General features: G+C 41.9%; 15 protein-coding genes. 3 read left to right on the top strand and 12 right to left on the bottom strand.

Features of this window, described 5'->3' with window-relative positions; all coding sequences use genetic code 11:
• Positions 1-165: 165 nt before the first annotated feature.
• On the top strand, positions 166-1,752 hold the full coding sequence (bshC, locus tag R2Q80_RS13215; RefSeq protein ID WP_316800050.1) for a bacillithiol biosynthesis cysteine-adding enzyme BshC: 1,587 nt from the start codon (positions 166-168) through the stop codon (positions 1,750-1,752).
• 20 nt (positions 1,753-1,772) lie between these two features.
• Positions 1,773-2,867 (top strand): Ldh family oxidoreductase, encoded by a 1,095-nt coding sequence (locus R2Q80_RS13210; protein ID WP_316800049.1) that lies wholly within the window; start codon positions 1,773-1,775, stop codon positions 2,865-2,867.
• Positions 2,868-2,924: 57 nt separating this feature from the next.
• On the opposite strand, the gene R2Q80_RS13205 is transcribed toward R2Q80_RS13210, so the two are convergent.
• The 9 genes from R2Q80_RS13205 to R2Q80_RS13165 form a co-directional block, all read right to left on the bottom strand.
• Positions 2,925-4,349 carry an alpha-L-fucosidase gene (locus R2Q80_RS13205; RefSeq protein ID WP_316800048.1) on the bottom strand — a complete coding sequence of 475 codons (1,425 nt, stop codon included), beginning with the start codon at positions 4,347-4,349 and terminating at the stop codon, positions 2,925-2,927.
• A 55-nt stretch (positions 4,350-4,404) separates the two neighbouring features.
• Positions 4,405-6,000 carry a SusD/RagB family nutrient-binding outer membrane lipoprotein gene (locus R2Q80_RS13200; RefSeq protein ID WP_316800047.1) on the bottom strand — a complete coding sequence of 532 codons (1,596 nt, stop codon included), beginning with the start codon at positions 5,998-6,000 and terminating at the stop codon, positions 4,405-4,407.
• An 18-nt stretch (positions 6,001-6,018) separates the two neighbouring features.
• Positions 6,019-9,285, bottom strand: coding sequence for a SusC/RagA family TonB-linked outer membrane protein (locus tag R2Q80_RS13195; RefSeq protein WP_316800046.1), 3,267 nt, complete (start codon positions 9,283-9,285; stop codon positions 6,019-6,021).
• Positions 9,286-9,396: 111 nt separating this feature from the next.
• Positions 9,397-10,587, bottom strand: a complete 1,191-nt coding sequence (locus tag R2Q80_RS13190) for an ROK family protein (protein WP_316800045.1) — start codon at positions 10,585-10,587, stop codon at positions 9,397-9,399.
• A 154-nt stretch (positions 10,588-10,741) separates the two neighbouring features.
• On the bottom strand, positions 10,742-11,938 hold the full coding sequence (lepB, locus tag R2Q80_RS13185; protein WP_316800044.1) for a signal peptidase I: 1,197 nt from the start codon (positions 11,936-11,938) through the stop codon (positions 10,742-10,744).
• A gap of 101 nt (positions 11,939-12,039) precedes the next feature.
• Complete coding sequence (dapB, locus tag R2Q80_RS13180) at positions 12,040-12,774, bottom strand: 4-hydroxy-tetrahydrodipicolinate reductase (RefSeq protein WP_316800043.1); 735 nt, start codon at positions 12,772-12,774, stop codon at positions 12,040-12,042.
• A gap of 4 nt (positions 12,775-12,778) precedes the next feature.
• Positions 12,779-13,510, bottom strand: a complete 732-nt coding sequence (locus R2Q80_RS13175) for a DUF5683 domain-containing protein (protein ID WP_316800042.1) — start codon at positions 13,508-13,510, stop codon at positions 12,779-12,781.
• Positions 13,510-14,418 (bottom strand): ParB/RepB/Spo0J family partition protein, encoded by a 909-nt coding sequence (locus R2Q80_RS13170; protein WP_316800041.1) that lies wholly within the window; start codon positions 14,416-14,418, stop codon positions 13,510-13,512. Before R2Q80_RS13170 ends, R2Q80_RS13175 begins: the two co-directional genes overlap by 1 nt.
• 7 nt (positions 14,419-14,425) lie before the next feature.
• Complete coding sequence (locus tag R2Q80_RS13165; protein WP_316800040.1) at positions 14,426-15,229, bottom strand: AAA family ATPase; 804 nt, start codon at positions 15,227-15,229, stop codon at positions 14,426-14,428.
• Between the two features lie 182 nt (positions 15,230-15,411).
• Between R2Q80_RS13165 and R2Q80_RS13160 the strand changes: the two genes are divergently transcribed.
• On the top strand, positions 15,412-15,933 hold the full coding sequence (locus R2Q80_RS13160; protein ID WP_316800039.1) for an NAD(P)H-dependent oxidoreductase: 522 nt from the start codon (positions 15,412-15,414) through the stop codon (positions 15,931-15,933).
• 39 nt (positions 15,934-15,972) lie between these two features.
• On the opposite strand, the gene R2Q80_RS13155 is transcribed toward R2Q80_RS13160, so the two are convergent.
• The 3 genes from R2Q80_RS13155 to R2Q80_RS13145 all read right to left on the bottom strand — a co-directional run bounded on the left by R2Q80_RS13155 (position 15,973) and on the right by R2Q80_RS13145 (position 18,817).
• Positions 15,973-16,185 (bottom strand): hypothetical protein, encoded by a 213-nt coding sequence (locus R2Q80_RS13155; protein ID WP_316800038.1) that lies wholly within the window; start codon positions 16,183-16,185, stop codon positions 15,973-15,975.
• Positions 16,145-16,450 (bottom strand): acyl-CoA thioesterase, encoded by a 306-nt coding sequence (locus tag R2Q80_RS13150; protein WP_316800037.1) that lies wholly within the window; start codon positions 16,448-16,450, stop codon positions 16,145-16,147. The genes R2Q80_RS13155 and R2Q80_RS13150 overlap by 41 nt, the downstream gene beginning before the upstream one ends.
• Before the next feature lie 213 nt (positions 16,451-16,663).
• The gene (locus tag R2Q80_RS13145; RefSeq protein ID WP_316800036.1) at positions 16,664-18,817 is read right to left on the bottom strand and encodes a glycoside hydrolase family 97 protein; all 2,154 of its coding nucleotides are present in this window, start codon (positions 18,815-18,817) and stop codon (positions 16,664-16,666) included.
• Positions 18,818-18,829 lie beyond the last annotated feature (12 nt).

Below are 18,829 nucleotides of genomic sequence, written 5' to 3'. Positions count from 1 at the left end.
GGGTAACCACTGGGTAAGCACTGGGTAAGCAGTGGGTATAGACAGAAGGATACTACCGATCAGACTAAGCCACGACCGAATCACAAGACTTCATATTTATTTAACAATTGTAAAATAGTAGGCCGGCTTTATTATTATCTGTAAATTGCACTACTTTCGCTAATTATGCAGGCAAAATACATCTCCTATCAGGAAACCGGTTCTTTTTCAAAACTCGTTCTTGATTATATTAATAACGAAGAAGCCCTGAAGGCATTTTATAGTTATCGTCCGGATATGGACGGCCTGGCGGAAGCAATTGAAAAAAGAAATTTCTTAGGCGACCGTAATATTCTGGTATCAGTGCTGAGAAATCAATACCAACATCTGCAACCAAATAAATCGGTAACCCGAAATATTGAGCTGCTGCTGGATGATAATACCTTCACCGTTACAACCGGTCACCAGCTAAATCTTTTTACTGGTCCGTTGTACTTCATTTATAAAATTGTTACGGCGATAAACCTGGCCATTGAGCTGAAAATAGCACACCCTGATAAAAACTTTGTACCGGTTTACTGGATGGCTACTGAGGATCATGATTTTGAAGAAATCAATCACGTTAGCGTAGATGAAAAAAATATCAGCTGGATACAAAACACGAATGGCGCTACCGGAAGGCTAAGCACCAAAACTGTAGCTGCAGCCGTTACCGCTTACAAAGGTTATTTAGGCATTTCTAAAAATGGGAAGCACATCGCTAAACTTGTAGAAAAAGCTTATCTCGAAAACGATAACCTGGCTGATGCCACACGGTACCTGGTTAATAAATTATTCGAAAAATACGGGCTGGTTATTGTAAATGCCGATGATCCATCACTTAAAAAGCTTTTTGCGCCGATTATAGAAGCCGATATTATTGAGCATAACAGCGCAAAAGACATTGAGCAAAGCTCCGGGGAGCTGGAAAAGCTTGGCTATAAAACACAAGTTAACGGCAGGGATATTAATTTCTTTTATCTGAAGGAGAATTTACGGGAACGTTTAATTTTTGAAAACGGAAAGTATACGGTAAACCACACTGATATTTCTTTCACCGAAACGGAGCTTAAGGCAGAAATTCAGTTACATCCGGAGCGTTTTAGTCCGAATGTGGTGATGCGCCCGATGTATGAGGAAGTGATACTACCCAACATTGCCTATATAGGTGGTGGAGCTGAAGTTTCTTACTGGATGCAATTGAAAGCAAATTTCGACCATTATCAGGTCGACTTCCCCGTTTTACTGCTTCGGAATTCGGCCTTATTAATCGATAAACGCAGTGCGCAAAACCTCTACAGCCTGGGTTTTTGTCTGGAAGACATTTTCCTGCCTGTTGAAGAATTGAAAAATCTCTGGATCCGCAAAAATTCCACCGCCCAGCTTCTGCTGGCAGATGAAACCAGGGCAATTAACAGCATTTTCGATCAGATTAAACTGAATGCCTATAAGATCGACAAAACACTTTCAGTTTCAACAGATACGGCAAAGCAGAAAACAAATCACCTGCTGGCCAACCTGGAAAAGAAATTGTTCAGGGCAGAAAAACGCAAGCACGAAACCGCGCTAATACAAATTGAAAACGTTAAAAAGCGCCTTTTCCCTAATGGAACTATGCAGGAAAGGACAATGAACATTGCGCCGATGTATGTGAATTATGGCGAGGACTTCCTGTCGACCTGTATTGAAAAGTTTGAACCATTAGGTGGTGATTTTACGCTGCTTTTACCTTAAATAACACGTCATCATATAAAATGAACTTCATCACCTTTACCGAATCCGAACTCAGAGCATTTACCCGTAACGTATTTAAAAAAATGGGCTGTTCTGATGAGCATGCAGATTTAGCAACCGATGTATTGGTTCGCTCCGATTTGAGGGGTATCGACTCTCATGGAGTGGCCCGTTTAAGCGGCTATATCCGCTTGTGGGAAAAGCAACGCATCAATGCTACACCAGACATCAGAATTGTTCATGAAACACCAACGACCGCAACAGTTGACGGAGATGCTGGCTTAGGACTTGTAGTTGCTCCCTTTGCCATGCAGATTGCCATCGAGAAGGCAGAGCAGTACGGTAGCGGATGGGTATCGGTAAAAAATTCCAACCACTTTGGCATTGCCGGTTATCATGCTTTAATGGCTGTTGAAAAAGATATGATTGGCATCAGCATGACTAATGCCAGTCCGCTGGTTGCGCCAACCTATGCCAATGAAAGACTATTGGGCACTAACCCGATGTGTTATGCTTTCCCTGCCGGAAAGTATCCTCCGGTGATTGTAGATATGGCTACGGCAGCGGCAGCAAACGGAAAACTTGAAATTGCACAAAGAGCAAACAAAAGTATTCCGGATGGATGGGTACAGGATAAAAACGGAGAAAGTTCAACAGACCCGAATGAATTGAAAAACGGAGGATCACTGCTTCCTTTGGGCAGCGACAAAGACCATGGAAGCCATAAGGGCTATGGTTTAAGTGCAACAGTCGACATTTTATCGGCAGTACTCTCCGGCGCAAATTACGGTCCATGGGCACCCCCTTTTGTGGCTTTCCTGGAACCTTCAGCCAATCCGGTAGGTGAAGGTTTAGGGCACTTTTTAGGGGCAATGAGGGTAGACGGCTTCCGACCGGCACGAGACTTTAAGAATCACCTCGATAATTGGATAGAACGCTTTAAAAGCGCCAAAACTGTAGATGCAGATAAAACGGTTATCATCCCGGGAGAACCGGAACATCAGTTTGAGCAGGAAAGAAAAGTGAGCGGCATACCTTTAATCGATGTTGTAGTCAACGATCTGAATGACCTGGCTGCACGTTTAGGGATTGATGGCTTACAGGTAACCGCCTGAAATATGAATTAACGGATGAATAGCTGCAAAGATTCATCCGTTGTGTTTTAATCAAAATTATTTTCTTCCGGCGGAGAAGGAAAATGCCCATGCAACTTGTTCCTCATTTCCTGGTAAATCGATAGTGGTTACATCACCTGTTGTGGTCCACTTCAGTTTACGCTTACCGTTCAACAGGGTTACTACGGTACCTTTTTTAGGCGCATTTCCTTTCCAGCTGATTTGTTTGGGCTGTTTACTATCAACCAGAAAAATGCCATAGATGGTATTTCCATCTTTGCTTTGGGTAAACCAGGTATTTCCGTCGTGGTAGTTTTTAGTGATGCGGGTATTGTAAATGGCTTCCCCGTTTATACTGGTCCACTTTCCAATTTCATTTAACCTGGCAACGGCACCTGCGTCCAGGGTACCGTCGGGCTTAGGCCCAACACCCAGTAGCAAGCTACCCCCTTTGGCAACCACCTCAACCAATTTATGTACTACTTCTTTAGCAGGTTTATAAGGGTCGTTTGGTACCCAGCCCCAGTTTCCGTTTAAGGTGAGGCAGCTTTCCCATGGGTAGTCTAACTGCTTCTCCGGAATTTTCTGTTCCGGTGTCTGGTAGTTCTCATACTGACCATGAACGGTTCTGTCTACCATAATTAAACCTGGCTGTGCTTTCCGGGCCATCGCTGCAATTTTAGGCATATCGATGTCCTGGCTCCATTTCGGGATCGGCGCTCCCCATGAAAGTACTTCTTCATTTACAGAGGACAGCGGACGTACCCAGCCGCCATCGAGCCATAAAATATCAACACTGCCATAATTGTTCATCAATTCCCCAATCTGATTGTAGGTATATTTTTTGAACATGTCCCAGCGCCATTTATACTTGTCAATGTCGTAATTGTTATTTCTGTTGGGTGTAGAGTATTTATCCCACCAGTAATATTGCGTATGCCAATCTGGTTTGGAGAAATAAGCACCAATCGTAAAGTTTTCCTTACGAAAAGCATCAAATACATATTTGGCTACGTCGCGTTTAGGGTTACCGGCAAAGGGCCCCTTGGCAATACTGAAATCACTTTCTTTGGTATCGAACATCGCGAAACCATCGTGATGTTTTGTAGTGAAAACCATGTATTTCATACCGGCGGCCTTACCTGCTTTGGCCCATTGCTCAGGGCTGAATTTAACGGGATTAAATTTTTCGCTTAGGCCCCAGTACCATTTCTTATAATCATCATATTTAATGGTCGTATCGCGTTCAATCCAGTCTTCCGAACAGATCGACCAGGATTCGATAATTCCGGGAATGGCATACAGGCCCCAGTGTAAAATCATCCCAAATTTTTTATCCTGCCAGGTGTCCAGCTTTGCTTTTACCAGCGGATCGGTCGGTGCCTCATACTTTGAGGATTGTTGAACGATATCGTCTCTTTGGGCGAATAAGGTTTGCGAGCAGCTGATAGATAGAAGTAAGAGTAGAATGCGGATTTTCATGTGCTAATAATAATAAAAATCCCGGGTTTTTAGGCCGGGATTTAAGTATTGATGCTTATGGCATCCAGAATAATTTTGTAGTCCTTGTATCTTTCGATTGTACAGCCTGGTAGTTAGCTGCGTTGTAGGTTTTTTCATTAGCCGGATAAACCAACCGGGTTGGTGGGGTTTCGAACCCTGCAAGTTTTCCTGTATTTGGGAAAGTTAACACTGGATAACCAGTTCTTCTATATTCAGACCAGGCTTCCATTGACTGCAATACACCTAAATGTCCCCATTTTTGTGTATAGATTTTGGCCAATTTTTCTGTTGTCGTACCTGTATAAGCAGCTGATGTTGAGTTAACCCAAGTATCAACTGTTGCTGTAGCAGGAGCAGGAAGATTGGTGTAACCATTACCCTGGTTCAGATTATTCAGATAGTAATAAAAAGTAACAGACTGTCTTAAACCATTGTCGTATGCAACCTTGGCGTCAGCTGATGTTCCCCATCTTTCGTAAGCTTCTGCTTTTAATAAATTTACCTCTGAAGCTGTAATCACTATCCCCGGAAGTTTTTGGTTGAAAAGCAAAGTAGCGGAATCTAGAACAGCATAGTCAGCAAAACTACTCTCCTGCTGTGCTGAAGTAAATGAGATTGGCATAGCCCTATAGGTTGCATTTGCCACAAATTTGCCATTTGTAGTCCTTCCGTATTTATCAAAGATCACTGGAATACGGGGATCATTATTAGGCAACATCAGGGTGTTCAACAAATAATCAGGAGCATACCAGCTGCCTTCTAAAAATGCGCTGCTCAAATCGCTCGTGCTGTTTGTTAGTGGCTGCAATAAAATGTCAGCGCTTGCCGGACTATATGATCCTGCGTTTCCACCATCTACTAAGGGATAGGTTGTCGCATCAGCAAGCATGGCAAGTACTGCAGGTTTTGCTGTAGCCTCATCAGTCTTTGAAATACGCATTAGCAACCTCAATTTTAAAGAATTTGCATAACGTGCCCAACGGCTCACGTCACCTGATAAAAGGATATCCGCTTTGCTAAAATCTTTATTTGTCGCATTTGCTTTGAAGAAAGCTGCTGCAGATGTAAGATCAGCAATAAATGTAGTATACAATGCTTTTTGAGCATCATACTTTGGATTTTTAATCGTACTTGATGTTTCTAAGCTACCCGCTTCACTATATGGAATATCTCCCCAAAGATCCACCATTTTCGCAGCCTGCTCTATCAAAGTAACTTTGGCCGCCTGCATGATGAGGTTCTGACTTGCTTTTTCTGTAGCGCTCAAAGAAGCATAGCGAACTTCCATTGCCCGATATAGCGCCATTACCCCACTACCGTTTCCTCCGGTAGTGTAAAAATCGTCCCAATAGTTTTGTACATAACTATCATTTTGCCTATATATACTATTTGTATTGGAGAAATATGCTGTTTGGGCATAAACACCAGGCATTTGGGTTAAAAAGGTACGTACGTTCCAGTATTTGGCAGCAACCCTGTCGTTATTTAACATTGCTGTAAATAAGCCTGGCACACTTGCCGTTTGCGACTTTTCGGGGTTATTGTATAATTCTTCAAGATCTTTTTTGCAACCTGCTAATGTAGTTAGGGCTACTAAAAATAAACTTAGTTTTATAATTAGCTTTTTCATTTTTCTAAGATTAGTCGGTTAAAAATTTGCTGATAATGAGAAGCCGAAATTTCTTGCAGCAGCTGTTGAACCAACATCTACACCTTGTGACCACCACATATTTCCAAGAACAGCTTCCGGATCTAAATCTTTAAGTGTTCTGTAAATGTAGAACAGGTTACGCCCGATAAGTGAAAATTTAAGGTTGTTGATCTTCATTTTGCTGGTCAACGCTGCCGGAAATTTGTAACTCAAGGTGATCTCTCTCATTTTAACATAACTGTTATCAAAAATTTCGCCGTCAGTTAAAGATCCTTCACCCCAGTTGTAGGTAGTCAGATAATAATCGGCAGCTGATAATACTTTAGTGTTAGCAGCACCAGTATTTTCATTTACACCAGCGAGTAACACGCCATCGTTGTAGGTTTTGCCAGCTGAAGTATAGGTAAGTCCGCCATTGGCAGCATCCCTATACTGCATCGAGTTTTCTAACATACCTGCTCCACGCATATATTTCAAATTTGGAGAAATTAACTGGCCGCCCAAACGATAATCAATTGTGAAATCAACAGCAAAGTTTTTATAGCTAAAGGTGTTAGAAAAACCACCTACCATTTTCGGCATAATATTACCAGCTTTAACATACGTACTGTTATCCATTACATAATAACCATCATCATTAATCAGGTAGTTTCCGTTAGCATCGGTTTTACGCGGGCGGATATAAATATTACCCAAATCTTCACCAGCTTTAGCTACGATTTTTGCTGTTGATTGATCGGAAGCATAGAAAGGAATCTCCGACATTCCATCAGCAAGCGAAATTACTCTTGATTTATTTAGAGCAAAGTTAAAACGGGTATCCCAACGGAATTTACCAACGATAGGAGTTGCGTTCAAGGCCAGCTCAAATCCGCGGCTACCAATTTTACCAATATTTACAATTTGACTTTGAGCGCCGTTAGTAGAAGTTGTAGCAAGTGAAGTAATTTGGTCGTCTACTGTATTGTCATAATAGCTTGCATCTAATCCTAATCTTCCATTTAAGAAACGGGTTTCTAAACCAAATTCTTTTTCATACTTCATTTCCGGTCTGAGTGTTGAATTCCCATAGGTACTTGAAGTAATTAAAGAAGGAACTGAACCGTTTATGGTTTGCAAAGAAGTTTGTGTATACACAATATTCGATTGGTATAAAGGAGCGGCATTACCTACCATACCATAAGCAGCACGGAGTTTACCGTAATTCCAGAATTTTGGCAGTTTCCAAAGGTCGCTGAAAACAAAACTTCCATTTACCGAATAATATCTGTACCGGTTATTTTGTGGAGGTAAGGTAGAGGCATACTCCTGTCGGCCGGTTGCCTCCAAGAATAAGAAATCTTTGTAAGAGAAGTTAGCCATTCCAATATAAGCATATTTGATTTGCGCTTTTCTAGTAGCGTTTGTAGTTACAACACCAAATGAGTTGTTTAAGGAAAACCAGTTTTCAGATACCAACCCATTAGCGGTAGCAGAACTTTGATCTCTGTAATTTTCTTTTCTACCGGTATAACCACCGCTCAAAGAGATTTTAAAATCTTTACCTACGGCGTTTGAATAGGTTAATAACGCATCACCATACAAAATTGAATATTGTCCCTGTGTTACAGTGTAACCACCCGTACTCGAATTGCCATTTAAGGAAATCGGGTACTCATTGTATTGGTTGTTTTCTGATTTTACTCCTGTATAATCATTACCGATACGGCCACGCAGTTTAAGGTTTTTTACAATATCGTAGTTTAGCGTAACACTTGAAATCAAACGGTTTTCATTTTCCTTGTACTCATTTTTTAGCTGTTGCCAGTAAAAATCCAAAAGATTCGTAGCTCTGATATTATATAAAAAGCGCTCTGACCTGTTTACCTGATCGTAAGTAGCATACTTATAGCCATCACTAGTCTGGAACTTTTCTTTCATTAAGCCCATATCTTCAGCACGACTGAAAAATCCAGCGAAAGACCCTAACACCTGACCAAGCTGATATGGTCTGTTATTGGTAATGGTATTTACATAGCTCACCACAACATCAGCTGATAGCTTTGGATGCAACTTAATGGTCGAATTTAAGTTGAATGAATTTTTAGATCCTGTATTTCCTTCCTGTGTACCGGTATAATCTAAGCGTGAAGCTGAGAACCTATAATTGAAATCATCACTTTGCTTAGAAATGGCGATGTTGGCATTAGAGGTATAACCGTCTCTAAAAACGTCTTTATAGTTGTCGGGCTGAGGCGAGTAAGACCTGATTGATCCGTCCCACCATCTTACTTGCTGTCCCTCCATCTTTGGACCAAAGTTGGCATAAGCGCGAAAATAAGGACGAAATCCAGACGGAGATGTAGTATCTGCGATCCAACCTTCTTCAGTAGCACCATTTGCAACGTTAGTTGCCCTGTCATAACCAGGGCCATAAGTATTTTGGAAATTCGGAAGGAATGCTACCTGATCGATGGACCCCTGATAGTTGAAGTCAATTCCAAGTCCTTTTCCCTTAGCACCTTGTTTAGTAGTAATCATTACGACCCCATTTCCAGCTTCCGAGCCGTACAATGCCGAAGCACTTGCACCTTTAAGGATGGTCATACTCTCAATATCTGCCGGATTGATATCCAATAACCCGTTACCACGAATACGTTGATCACCCCAATAATTGTTATTATTTGCCCCATCAATTCCGTTTTGCTGATCGTTGCGGATAATAATACCATCTACAACATACAATGGCTGTTGATTAAAACTGATTGAGTTTACACCACGGATCTGTACGTTTACCGCACTGCTCGCTCCACCCGGTGCCGTTGTGATTTTTACCCCAGCCGCTTTACCGTAAAGTGCAGATGCAAAGTTGGTATTACCTGCCTCTGTTAGCTGCTTTGCGGTAACAGAGCTTACTGCATAACCAAGAGATTTCTCTTGTCTCTTAATGCCCATAGCGGTAGTCACGACATTTACTTCTTCCAGATTGTTGGCAGTCTCTTTTAATAATACTGCCAGAGTTGTTTTACCGGCAATCGGCAATTCCTGCCTAGTATATCCAATTGCTGAAAACACCAACACATCCGTTGGGTTTGCTGCGATTGAAAATTTACCAGAGCCGTCGGTTTGGGTAACCTTTGTGGTTCCCTTAACCGACACGCTTACTCCGGGCAAAATTCCGGAAGCGTCTTTCACGGTACCCGTGATGGTTTGTTGTGCATAAGCTGCTACTGTTAATACGGTTAGTAATAGCAAGCTTAAACATCTCATGTAGACTTTTTTCATGATTGTTTAGTTGTTTTGTAAAAGGTTATGTTGTTGGGAGATGTTAAGATTGTTAGTTGACTTTATACGCTCATATCTGGGTCTTTTGGTTTGGTTTATATTGTTTCTTTGTTAATCCATTTGAAGATGTTCCATCATTAAACTTGCAGCGGCAAGCAATTCGGCGCCATCAGTGAGCGTAGATACTTTGATTTCGGTTTGCTCGGCTATCCTGGCAATACAGAATTCATTGATGGCCTGCTGTATGGGCGGCAACAGCATTCTTCCGGCCTTTGCGCCTCTTCCGCTTAGTACTATACACTCCGGGTTAAGGATATGGATGAGCGTTGCCAATCCTTTCCCCATTTGGAAAGCCGCCTTTGCAAGTATAGAAACCGCAGCAGGATCCTGCTGACTAACAGCCTCAAGGAAATGATCACTGGCATGTTTGGTTTTATCTGCAAATAATTTTTTCAGACTCGACTCAATACCGTGCGCAACGGCCTGCTCTGCTTTCTGTGTCATTACCAAAAGCGAGGTATCCAGTTGTATACAGCCTCTTTTACCACATGAACACAGGTTATTGCTTTCAGATAATGGAATATGGCTGAATTCACCGGCGTTCCCTCCGCTCCCGCGATACAACTTACCATTCAGGATCATGCCCAAACCTGTTCCCCAGCCGATATTTACAATGAGTACATCAGTCATGTTTTGGGCCTCGCCAAAGTTTAACTCAGCCAGGGCAATTAAACTGGAGTCGTTATCGATGTAGACCGGCAGCTCAATCCCATTTTGCAGGTACTGCTGGATGGTTAGCCCATCGCCCACCTTCAGGTAAGTATGATTCACCCCTTCATCGGCATTTACAAATCCAGGCATCCCGATGCCAACGCCAAGAATAGCTTCTTTTTTCACACCCGATTTAACGATGCAGTCGTTAATAAACGCTACCAGATCACCAGCATTGCTTGTCTCGGCTGTCATGACAAATTCCAACAGCTGAACTGGCATGATCATTTTATGCGACAGATTATAAATTGTTAACCTGGTGGTTAGCTGATCCATCGCAATGGCAATAATGTATTTCTTTAAATCGGGATTGATCAGAAACATTAAAGGACGTCTTCCGCCTGTTGAAGGCGCTAAGCCCTGCTCCATAACATACCCATCAGCAATCAGACTATTCACCACGGAGGTGACCAATGGCAAACTTTTATGCGTCAGCTTACTCAGATCAGTAAGTGACAGCACCTTTTTGTAGTACAAATACTTGATAATGTCAGCTTTGAGCCGCTGACTTTTTTCTACAATGATGGACATAAAGTTTGTTGATTAATCAAACTTAATAATTTAATTTAAAACATCAATAAACTTTTTAATTTTTTATAAAAGATAATTTATGCAATGTTATGAAATAAGAAAGGCGAATAATCTTTCGATTATTCGCCTTTTCGTAATTTTTTATAGTATTTTCTTAGTGAATCCCCATGAAAAGCCTGCTCCACCTGATTTTATGCAGGAAAGAAGCCGCGCTATCCCAGCTCATCCATACGAAAAGAGCTTTACCCACGATATGGTCTTCAGGTACGAAACCCCAGTAGCGTGAATCGGCTGAATTGTGACGATTATCTCCCATCATCCAGTAATAATCCATCTTGAAAGTGTAGGTAGTAGCTGGCTTATCATTGATATACCAAACACCATTTACCTGCTCTACCTTGTTTCCCTCATAGGTCCTGATTGCTCTATAGTATAAGGGCATGGTGGTACTGTCAATATTAACTGTCCATCCTTTCGACGGCACTTTAATAGGTCCGAAGTTATCTCTGTTCCAGGCGCGCTTAGGATCGTGAGGGAATACACCTCCTGGTTCCGGCCCTACCGGATCGGGACTTAGTTCTACCGATGCAACGAAGTCTAATGCCTTTAATTTTTCGGCCATCTCTGGTGAAGCATTGGCGATGTAACTGTTCGCATCGCCTGCCTGCTGCATTGTTCCTGTTTCCAGTCCTATATCAGTAAGCATATTGATATTAAATTCAGTTGATTTGAAAGTAATGCGATAAGGCATCATCCCTGTATTTTTAAGTGGCTCGGGCTTGCTGTTTACTGCTGCAACACCATTGCTCATGGAAATGACATCTCCCGGAATGGCGATACACCTTTTGATAAAATTCTCCCGTTTATCCACTGGCCGGTCGACAATGGTGAAGGTACTTCTTACCTGCTCGCGACCCAGGTTGCGCACCAGGTTGTAGTAGCTGTCTTCCTGATTTTCTACCGCAACGGTATCGCCTTCAGGAAAGTTAAATACCACTACATCGTTTCTTTTAATTTTCGATAATCCTGGTAAACGATGGTATTTCCATTGTACGCCATCCCAGTAAGCTTTAGTGGAAGTGGTAAGCGGCATGGTGTGATGCGCAAAAGGAAAAGCTACCGGAGTCATCGGAATACGTGCACCGTAATTGACCTTACTTACGAACAGGAAATCGCCGATTAGCAGCGAACGCTCCATTGATCCCGACGGGATGGTGTAAGCTTCGATAAAGAACACCCGGATAATAGTGGCAGCAACAACCGCAAAAACAATTGCGTCTACCCACTCACGGGTTTTGGTTTTTTTCTTTTTAGGAGTATCTTTCTTCCTTTGCCAGAATTTGTAATTCATATTTTTATTTGTTGGTTAACGGTAAATCCGGTAACTATTATCTGTATGTTATGGTTAACTGGTATATTTGTTAACCAGTTAACGGGTAATGAATATCCTTCTTATTCAAATATATCAGTAATACTGAAAAATCCTTTTTTGTCTTTCACCCATTCTGCGGCAACTACTGCGCCTAATGCAAATCCGGCCCTGCTGTGTGCAGTATGCTTAATTTCAATATCATCCACTTCGCTGCTGTAAATTACGGTATGCGTACCCGGGATGTTCTCAATCCTATGCGATTCGATCAGCAGCTGGTCTGTTTTCGGGAACACCTCTACATCTTTGCCAACCTCTTCATTTAACCATTCCGATTTACGCTCCACGTTATCGAGTATGCCTTCGGCCAGCGTAATTGCTGTACCACTTGGCGAATCGAGCTTTTGGGTGTGGTGAATTTCTTCTACCTGTACCTCATACGCCGGATAGTTATTCATCAGCTTCGCCAGTGTCTGGTTCAGTTTGAAGAATAAATTAACGCCAATACTGAAGTTAGACCCGTAAAGCAGGGTATTGTTACTGCTATCGCAGTCATTCTTCACCTCCTGAAGTTTTCCATACCAGCCGGTTGTACCTACAACAACGGGAACATTGGCATCAAAACAAGCATCGATATTACTTAAAACAGAATCCGGGGTACTAAAATCGATGGCCACATCGGCAGCCTTTAAGTTTTGCCTGGTCAACTCTTCCTGGTTATCGATTGATATTTTTAAAACGATTTCATGGCCGCGTTCAAGTGCAAATTTCTCAATAATCTGCCCCATTTTGCCATAACCTAAAAGCGCAATTTTCATAATATTAAAATGTTAAGGAAAGTTTTAAAGCAGGTGTAGCATTAAAACCATACATACTGTTAGAATTGATCATTGATGGCATCACCCTGAAGGTGAGGTTATCATCGATATTAAAATAATGCAAACGTGCAGAAACATAGGCATCAATAATATTGGCTGCATATAGCAATCCGTAAGAAAATAGTACAATCTGTGAGTTCCGCTTAGTGGTGCTTTTGGCAGATAGAATACCGGCGCTGGAAAATCCGGCGAGTGAAGGATTGGTTTCATCATCGCCACCTGCTGCTTTTTTTTCCCTGGCCTGTGCTTCCTGCAAATACATTTTGTAATCCTTACGGTTCTGAATATACGATAAGGTTAAAACAGTTGCGCCTCCATAAATCGCAGCGATTTTCCCGCCGGTGTACACCTTCTGCCAGAACTGACTTTTACCAGCCCTGGTTCCGTAACCATCATTCAGAATCTGAATGTTGTACAACTGCCCCCAGCCGGGAATGACCATGGATCTGAAAACAGCCTTTCTTCCGGCAACCTTACCCGGATTGACGTACTTTGCCTTCATTGAATCCTGGCGTGACATTGGTTTTGCCGGTTTAGCAATCTCCGAAGAAGAGTTACGCTTTAACCTAGTGGTATCTGCGCTTTTCAATACAGTATCCTTTACCTGAGCAGATGCCAGATTTACACCAATACATGTAAATAACGAAACCAGTACTAAAAGCTTAATCCTCTGCATTACCAATCCAATAGCTCTAAAATCCTGTTCAGGTCATCATCACTCATAAAAGGAATTTCAATTGCGCCTTTGCCATTCTGCGTTACTTTTAGCTTTACGCGGGTAGCGAATTTAGAAGCTAAATCGTCCTGAAGTTTCTGATATTGGAAAGAAACTCCGGCAGACTTCGGTTTATCATCGGTTTTGACAGGTGCATGTTGTAAGTTGCGGACAAGTTCTTCCACTTTCCGTACGGATAAACCTTTCTCCAGGATTTCCTGGTGAATAAACAATTGTTTGTCTACCCCATCCACGTTGATCAACGCACGGGCATGTCCCATTGAAATCCGCTGATCGCGGATGGATGCCTGAATCGCAGGCGGAAGTTTTAACAATCGAAGGTAGTTGGTTACGGTTGTTCTGTTTTTGCCAACGCGTTCTCCAAGTTGTTCTTGTTTTAAGCCCACCTCATCAATCATCCGTTGAAAACTTAAGGCTACCTCAATCGCATTCAGGTTTTCGCGCTGAATGTTCTCAATCAGCGCCATTTCCAGCATTTGCTGATCATTCGCACTGCGGATATAAGCTGGCACCTGAGTTAAACCGGCCAGTCTTGAGGCCCTGAACCTGCGTTCGCCTGATATTAACTGATATTTATTGGCACCCAGTTTTCTAACTGTGATGGGTTGGATAAGCCCCTGAACTTTGATTGAATCGGCCAGCTCATTTAAAGCGACCTGGTCAAACTCTGTTCTTGGCTGATATGGATTGGTTTCAACCTCATTTAAACTTACATGACTGATATTACCAATCTGCTCGGTTTCGCTCACTGCATTTACAGTTTGCTTTGGTGGATGAGTAGATTCGCTATCATCTAAAAGCGCACTTAAACCTCTACCTAAACCTGTTTTCCGCTGAAAAGATGTCATCTATAAATTATAATGTTGCTGTTCCTATATTTTCTTCTTCTCTCAACAAGCCGTTTTTCTTAACGATTTCGCGCGCGAGATTGAGATAATTGATGGCTCCCTTGCAGTTTGCATCGTGCATAATTACCGAAACGCCATAGCTTGGCGCTTCACTTAAGCGGGTATTACGCTGAATGATGGTTTCGAAAACCAAATCGTGAAAATGGGTTTTTACCTCTTCAACTACCTGGTTAGATAAGCGCAAACGCACATCATACATGGTTAACAAAATACCCTCTATTTCCAGTTCAGGATTTAAACGGTTCTGAACAATTTTAATGGTGTTTAACAACTTGCCTAATCCTTCCAGAGCGAAATACTCGCATTGAACAGGGATGATAACAGAATCGGCTGCAGTTAAGGCATTAATAGTAATTAAGCCCAGTGATGGAGAACAATCGATGATAATGAAATCGTACTGGTCTTTGATCTTTTCTAAAACCGCTTTCATTTTATATTCACGGTTATTGAGGTTGATCATCTCGATTTCTGCCCCAACTAAATCAATGTGTGCAGGCAGTAGATCCAGATTTGGGGTATCTGTTTTCTGAATGGCCTGTAAGGGATCGATATCATTGATGATACATTCATAAATACTATCTTTGATATTCCGGGGATCGAAGCCGATGCCTGAAGTTGAATTAGCCTGAGGATCAGCATCTACCAGTAAAGTTTTGTATTCTAATACGGCTAAACTCGCAGCCAGGTTTATAGATGAGGTTGTTTTACCAACACCACCTTTTTGATTTGCTAATGCAATTATTTTGCTCATCTATCTATCCGAAATTTACTTAACGTTTATACGGGCGTTGTTGGTTTATGCCTTTTTATCGGCAAAAAGTCCTATTTTTGCGCTGTTTACGCCCTTTTTCTCAATCAGCTAAGATACAAACTAAATGGCAAAATCAGCAATAAGGGTATTTGCGTTTTAAACATCTTATTAACAATTATCAAATGATAACAATAGTAGCCGCTACCAACAGACCCAATAGCAATACGCTAAAAATTGCTAAATATTACCAGCAGCAGCTTAAAAATAAAGGAGTGGAAGCGGGAGTATTCAACTTAGAGCACCTGCCTGCAGATGTTTTGAATACAGATATGTTCGGTAAGCGCTCTGAAGCATTCCAGAAAATCCAGGACATGATATCAGAAACGGATAAATTCCTTTTTATAATGCCTGAGTATAACGGAAGCTATCCAGGGGTTTTAAAAGTGCTGATTGATGCCTGCAATTACCCTGATAGTTTTTACGATAAAAAAGCGGCGCTTGTGGGTATTTCCTCCGGGAAGTACGGAAATATTCGTGGAGTTGACCATTTTACGGGTGTTTGCCATTACATCCATTTACATGTTCTGCCGCTGCGCCTGCACATTCCGAACATTAAAACTGAACTGGACGCGAGTGGGAACCTGATTAAAGAAGATACTATTCAATTTACAAACGAACAGATCGAAAAGTTCATCAGGTTTTAGGATGATGCATATGCCTGAATCGAGCTGCCCCCCTTTTGCTTAAACGATATAGGGCTCCATTTCTTTGTCGATGCTTTTGCGCAGCTCCATCAGCTTAATGGCATAGCCATGCATGGCGAGCTCTTTTTCCGTTTTCGGCTTAAACGCAGGGATGGTTTTGGGCTGTCCGTTATCATCTACGGCAACAAATACGATAATACAATGGGTATTTTTAACAAACTCTGACTGGCCAACAGGGTTTGGAATAGGCATCTACAGCGATGTGCATACTGGTGTTGCCGGTATAAATGATGCGTGCTTCCATTTTTACAAGGTGCCCGATATGTACGGGTTTGAAAAACCGGATCCCGCCGACATAGATCGTTACACAGTAGGAGTTGCTCCATTGCAGGGCACAGGCAAAAGCTGCCTGATCAATCCATTTCATCATCATCCCGCCATGCACCTTGCCCCCATAATTGACATCGGAAGGTTCGCTTAAGAACTGTAGTTCGATATGATTTTTTGGTTTTGCCATGATTGTTAATTCCCGCAGATTAAGGTGATTTACGCAGATTATTTTGCTGACAGCAATATGCAAAAATTATCATTTTTATTGAAACAGTTTAGCATTTACCATTGCTTGAATGATTTTTTATTTATATCAGAGATCTGCGTAATTAGCGTAATCTGCGGGGTATATGTAAAAACTATTTTAATTACTCCCGCAGATTAAGGTGATTTACGCAGATTATTTTGCCATAATACTGATCGCGTAACCTCCTCCAGGGGCACAATTAAGCGCTAATTTTGTTTTGCTGGTCACCTCCATTTTGCGGATGGTATAGGCTTTGGGATTCGTTTCGTAGTGCGCATCCTTCGCATCCGCATAAATGGTTGCCGTATATTTTTTCCCTGCATCTAAAAAGCTAAAATCAATTTTTGAGGTTCGGGCAATTTCATCATTTGTACGGCCTACAAACCAGTTATTTTTTCCTTTAGCTTTACGGGCAAAAGTGATGTAATCGCCGGGTTCTGCCTCTAAAACTTTGGTATCATCCCAATCCACCGCAACATCTTTGATGAACTGAAAAGCATCCATGTACTTGTTATAGGTTTCTGGTAAATCGGCAGCCATTTGTAAAGGGCTGTACATCGTAACATACAGGGCCAGCTGACGCGCCAGTGTACTGTGCACAAAAGAATTATTGTCGGGATTGTAAGCACTCACCCTGGTTTCGAAGATACCCGGGGTATAGTCCATCGGGCCGCCAATTAGCCTGGTGAAAGGCAATATGGTGGTGTGGTCGGCATTGTTGCCACCAAAAGCCTCATATTCTGTACCACGGGCAGATTCATTGCCTATTAAATTCGGGTAGGTGCGGGCCAAACCTGTTGGGCGAACAGCTTCGTGGGCGTTCACCATAATTTTATATTCAGCAGCTTTCTGTATGGCATACAAATAATGGTTGTTTAACCACTGGCCATAGTGATGCTCGCCACGGGGAATCATGTTTCCTACATAACCGCTTTTAACCGCATCATAACCATTTGCTTTCATAAACTTATAAGCCGTATCCAGGTGCCGCTCATAATTACGTACCGACGAAGAAGTTTCGTGGTGCATGATCATCTTGATCCCTTTGCTCGCCGCGTAGCGGTGTAATTCCTGCACATCAAAATCAGGATAAGGCGTTACGAAATCAAAAACATAATCTTTTGTTTTGCCAAACCAGTCTTCCCAGCCTTCATTCCAGCCTTCAACTAAAACGGCATCCAGTCCGTTTTTGGCGGCAAAGTCAATATACTCTTTTACATGTGCAGTATTGGCAGCGTGCTTACCATTTGGCTTTGTTTTCGAATAATCAGTTACCCCTAACTGAACACTGGTTAAATCATTGTAGGCCCAAGTGCTTTTGCCGGTAATCATTTCCCACCAAACCCCTACATATTTTGTTGGTTTGATCCACGATACATCTTTAAACCTGGTAGGTTCGTTAAGATTGTATGTCAGCTTTGACGTTAAGATATCACCAGCCTTATCGCTTACGATGATAGTTCTCCAGGGCGACAAACATGGCGCCTGCATGTAACCCTTATCCCCTATTGCATCGGGTGTTAACCAGGATTCTAATACCATATTTTTATCATCAAGGTTTAGCGACATTAAAGAATAGTTGATCAGCGCAGCCTCGTGAATATTGATATACAAACCATCTTTGCTTTTCATCATTAAAGGGGTTTGCAAACCTGTTGGCGAAAAAGTTGTTTGCGATGCGTTGGGCGTTACGGCATCTTTCATTTTACCCCGCACTTCAGATAAATTTGAAGTTGTAGTGCTGTATTCCTGCGTATCATAATCCCCTGGCAACCAGAATGCTTTATGATCGCCCGCTAAGGCAAACTGTGTTTTTTCTTCTTTAATAACGAAGTAATCAAGGTTTTTCTGCTCAGGAAATTCATACCTGAAGCCTAAACCGTCGTTGAACAATCGTAAACGAACAATGATATAGCGATTGCTTGCTTTTTGTGTAAGGGTTACCGCCAGTTCATTGTAATGGTTTACAATTTCCTTTACTTCTCCCCAAACCGGTTTCCAGGTTTCGTTAAAAGCGGTGGTTTTAGTATCGCTGATGGTAAAACCGTTGGTTAAATTTTTTCCATCTTTGAGCTCCAAACCAAGCTTACTGGTTTTGATAACATCTTTACCTTTATACTTCAAACTGTACGTTGGCACACCGCCTTCTGCTAAAGAAAAATTAGCGATCAGGTTGGCATCCGGTGATTTTAATTGCTGACCGGAAACGTTCCCGGAAATTAACACAATGCAAATAAATGCCAGAAGTTTGAGGAGGTTAACCGCTTTGTTGTTGTTTGTATTCACTGTATATAATTTATGTATCATTCTTTTATTATA

The organism is Pedobacter frigidisoli (assembly GCF_032678525.1).
Classification (GTDB): Bacteria; Bacteroidota; Bacteroidia; order Sphingobacteriales; family Sphingobacteriaceae; genus Pedobacter; species Pedobacter frigidisoli_A.
The sequence above is the reverse complement of the archived record's forward strand: the minus strand, read 5'-3'. Positions and strand labels throughout refer to the sequence as shown.

Bases quoted from the DNA above. Each gene is read 5' to 3' on its own strand.
- R2Q80_RS13200 (WP_316800047.1), bottom strand. From the start codon at position 6,000: ATGAAAAAGCTAATTATAAAACTAAGTTTATTTTTAGTAGCCCTAACT.
- R2Q80_RS13145 (WP_316800036.1), bottom strand. From the start codon at position 18,817: ATGATACATAAATTATATACAGTGAATACAAACAACAACAAAGCGGTT.
- R2Q80_RS13175 (WP_316800042.1), bottom strand. From the start codon at position 13,510: ATGCAGAGGATTAAGCTTTTAGTACTGGTTTCGTTATTTACATGTATT.
- R2Q80_RS13195 (WP_316800046.1), bottom strand. From the start codon at position 9,285: ATGAAAAAAGTCTACATGAGATGTTTAAGCTTGCTATTACTAACCGTA.
- R2Q80_RS13190 (WP_316800045.1), bottom strand. From the start codon at position 10,587: ATGTCCATCATTGTAGAAAAAAGTCAGCGGCTCAAAGCTGACATTATC.
- R2Q80_RS13165 (WP_316800040.1), bottom strand. From the start codon at position 15,229: ATGAGCAAAATAATTGCATTAGCAAATCAAAAAGGTGGTGTTGGTAAA.
- R2Q80_RS13150 (WP_316800037.1), bottom strand. From the start codon at position 16,450: ATGGCAAAACCAAAAAATCATATCGAACTACAGTTCTTAAGCGAACCT.
- bshC (WP_316800050.1), top strand. From the start codon at position 166: ATGCAGGCAAAATACATCTCCTATCAGGAAACCGGTTCTTTTTCAAAA.
- R2Q80_RS13160 (WP_316800039.1), top strand. From the start codon at position 15,412: ATGATAACAATAGTAGCCGCTACCAACAGACCCAATAGCAATACGCTA.
- R2Q80_RS13210 (WP_316800049.1), top strand. From the start codon at position 1,773: ATGAACTTCATCACCTTTACCGAATCCGAACTCAGAGCATTTACCCGT.
- R2Q80_RS13155 (WP_316800038.1), bottom strand. From the start codon at position 16,185: ATGCCTATTCCAAACCCTGTTGGCCAGTCAGAGTTTGTTAAAAATACC.
- lepB (WP_316800044.1), bottom strand. From the start codon at position 11,938: ATGAATTACAAATTCTGGCAAAGGAAGAAAGATACTCCTAAAAAGAAA.
- R2Q80_RS13170 (WP_316800041.1), bottom strand. From the start codon at position 14,418: ATGACATCTTTTCAGCGGAAAACAGGTTTAGGTAGAGGTTTAAGTGCG.
- dapB (WP_316800043.1), bottom strand. From the start codon at position 12,774: ATGAAAATTGCGCTTTTAGGTTATGGCAAAATGGGGCAGATTATTGAG.
- R2Q80_RS13205 (WP_316800048.1), bottom strand. From the start codon at position 4,349: ATGAAAATCCGCATTCTACTCTTACTTCTATCTATCAGCTGCTCGCAA.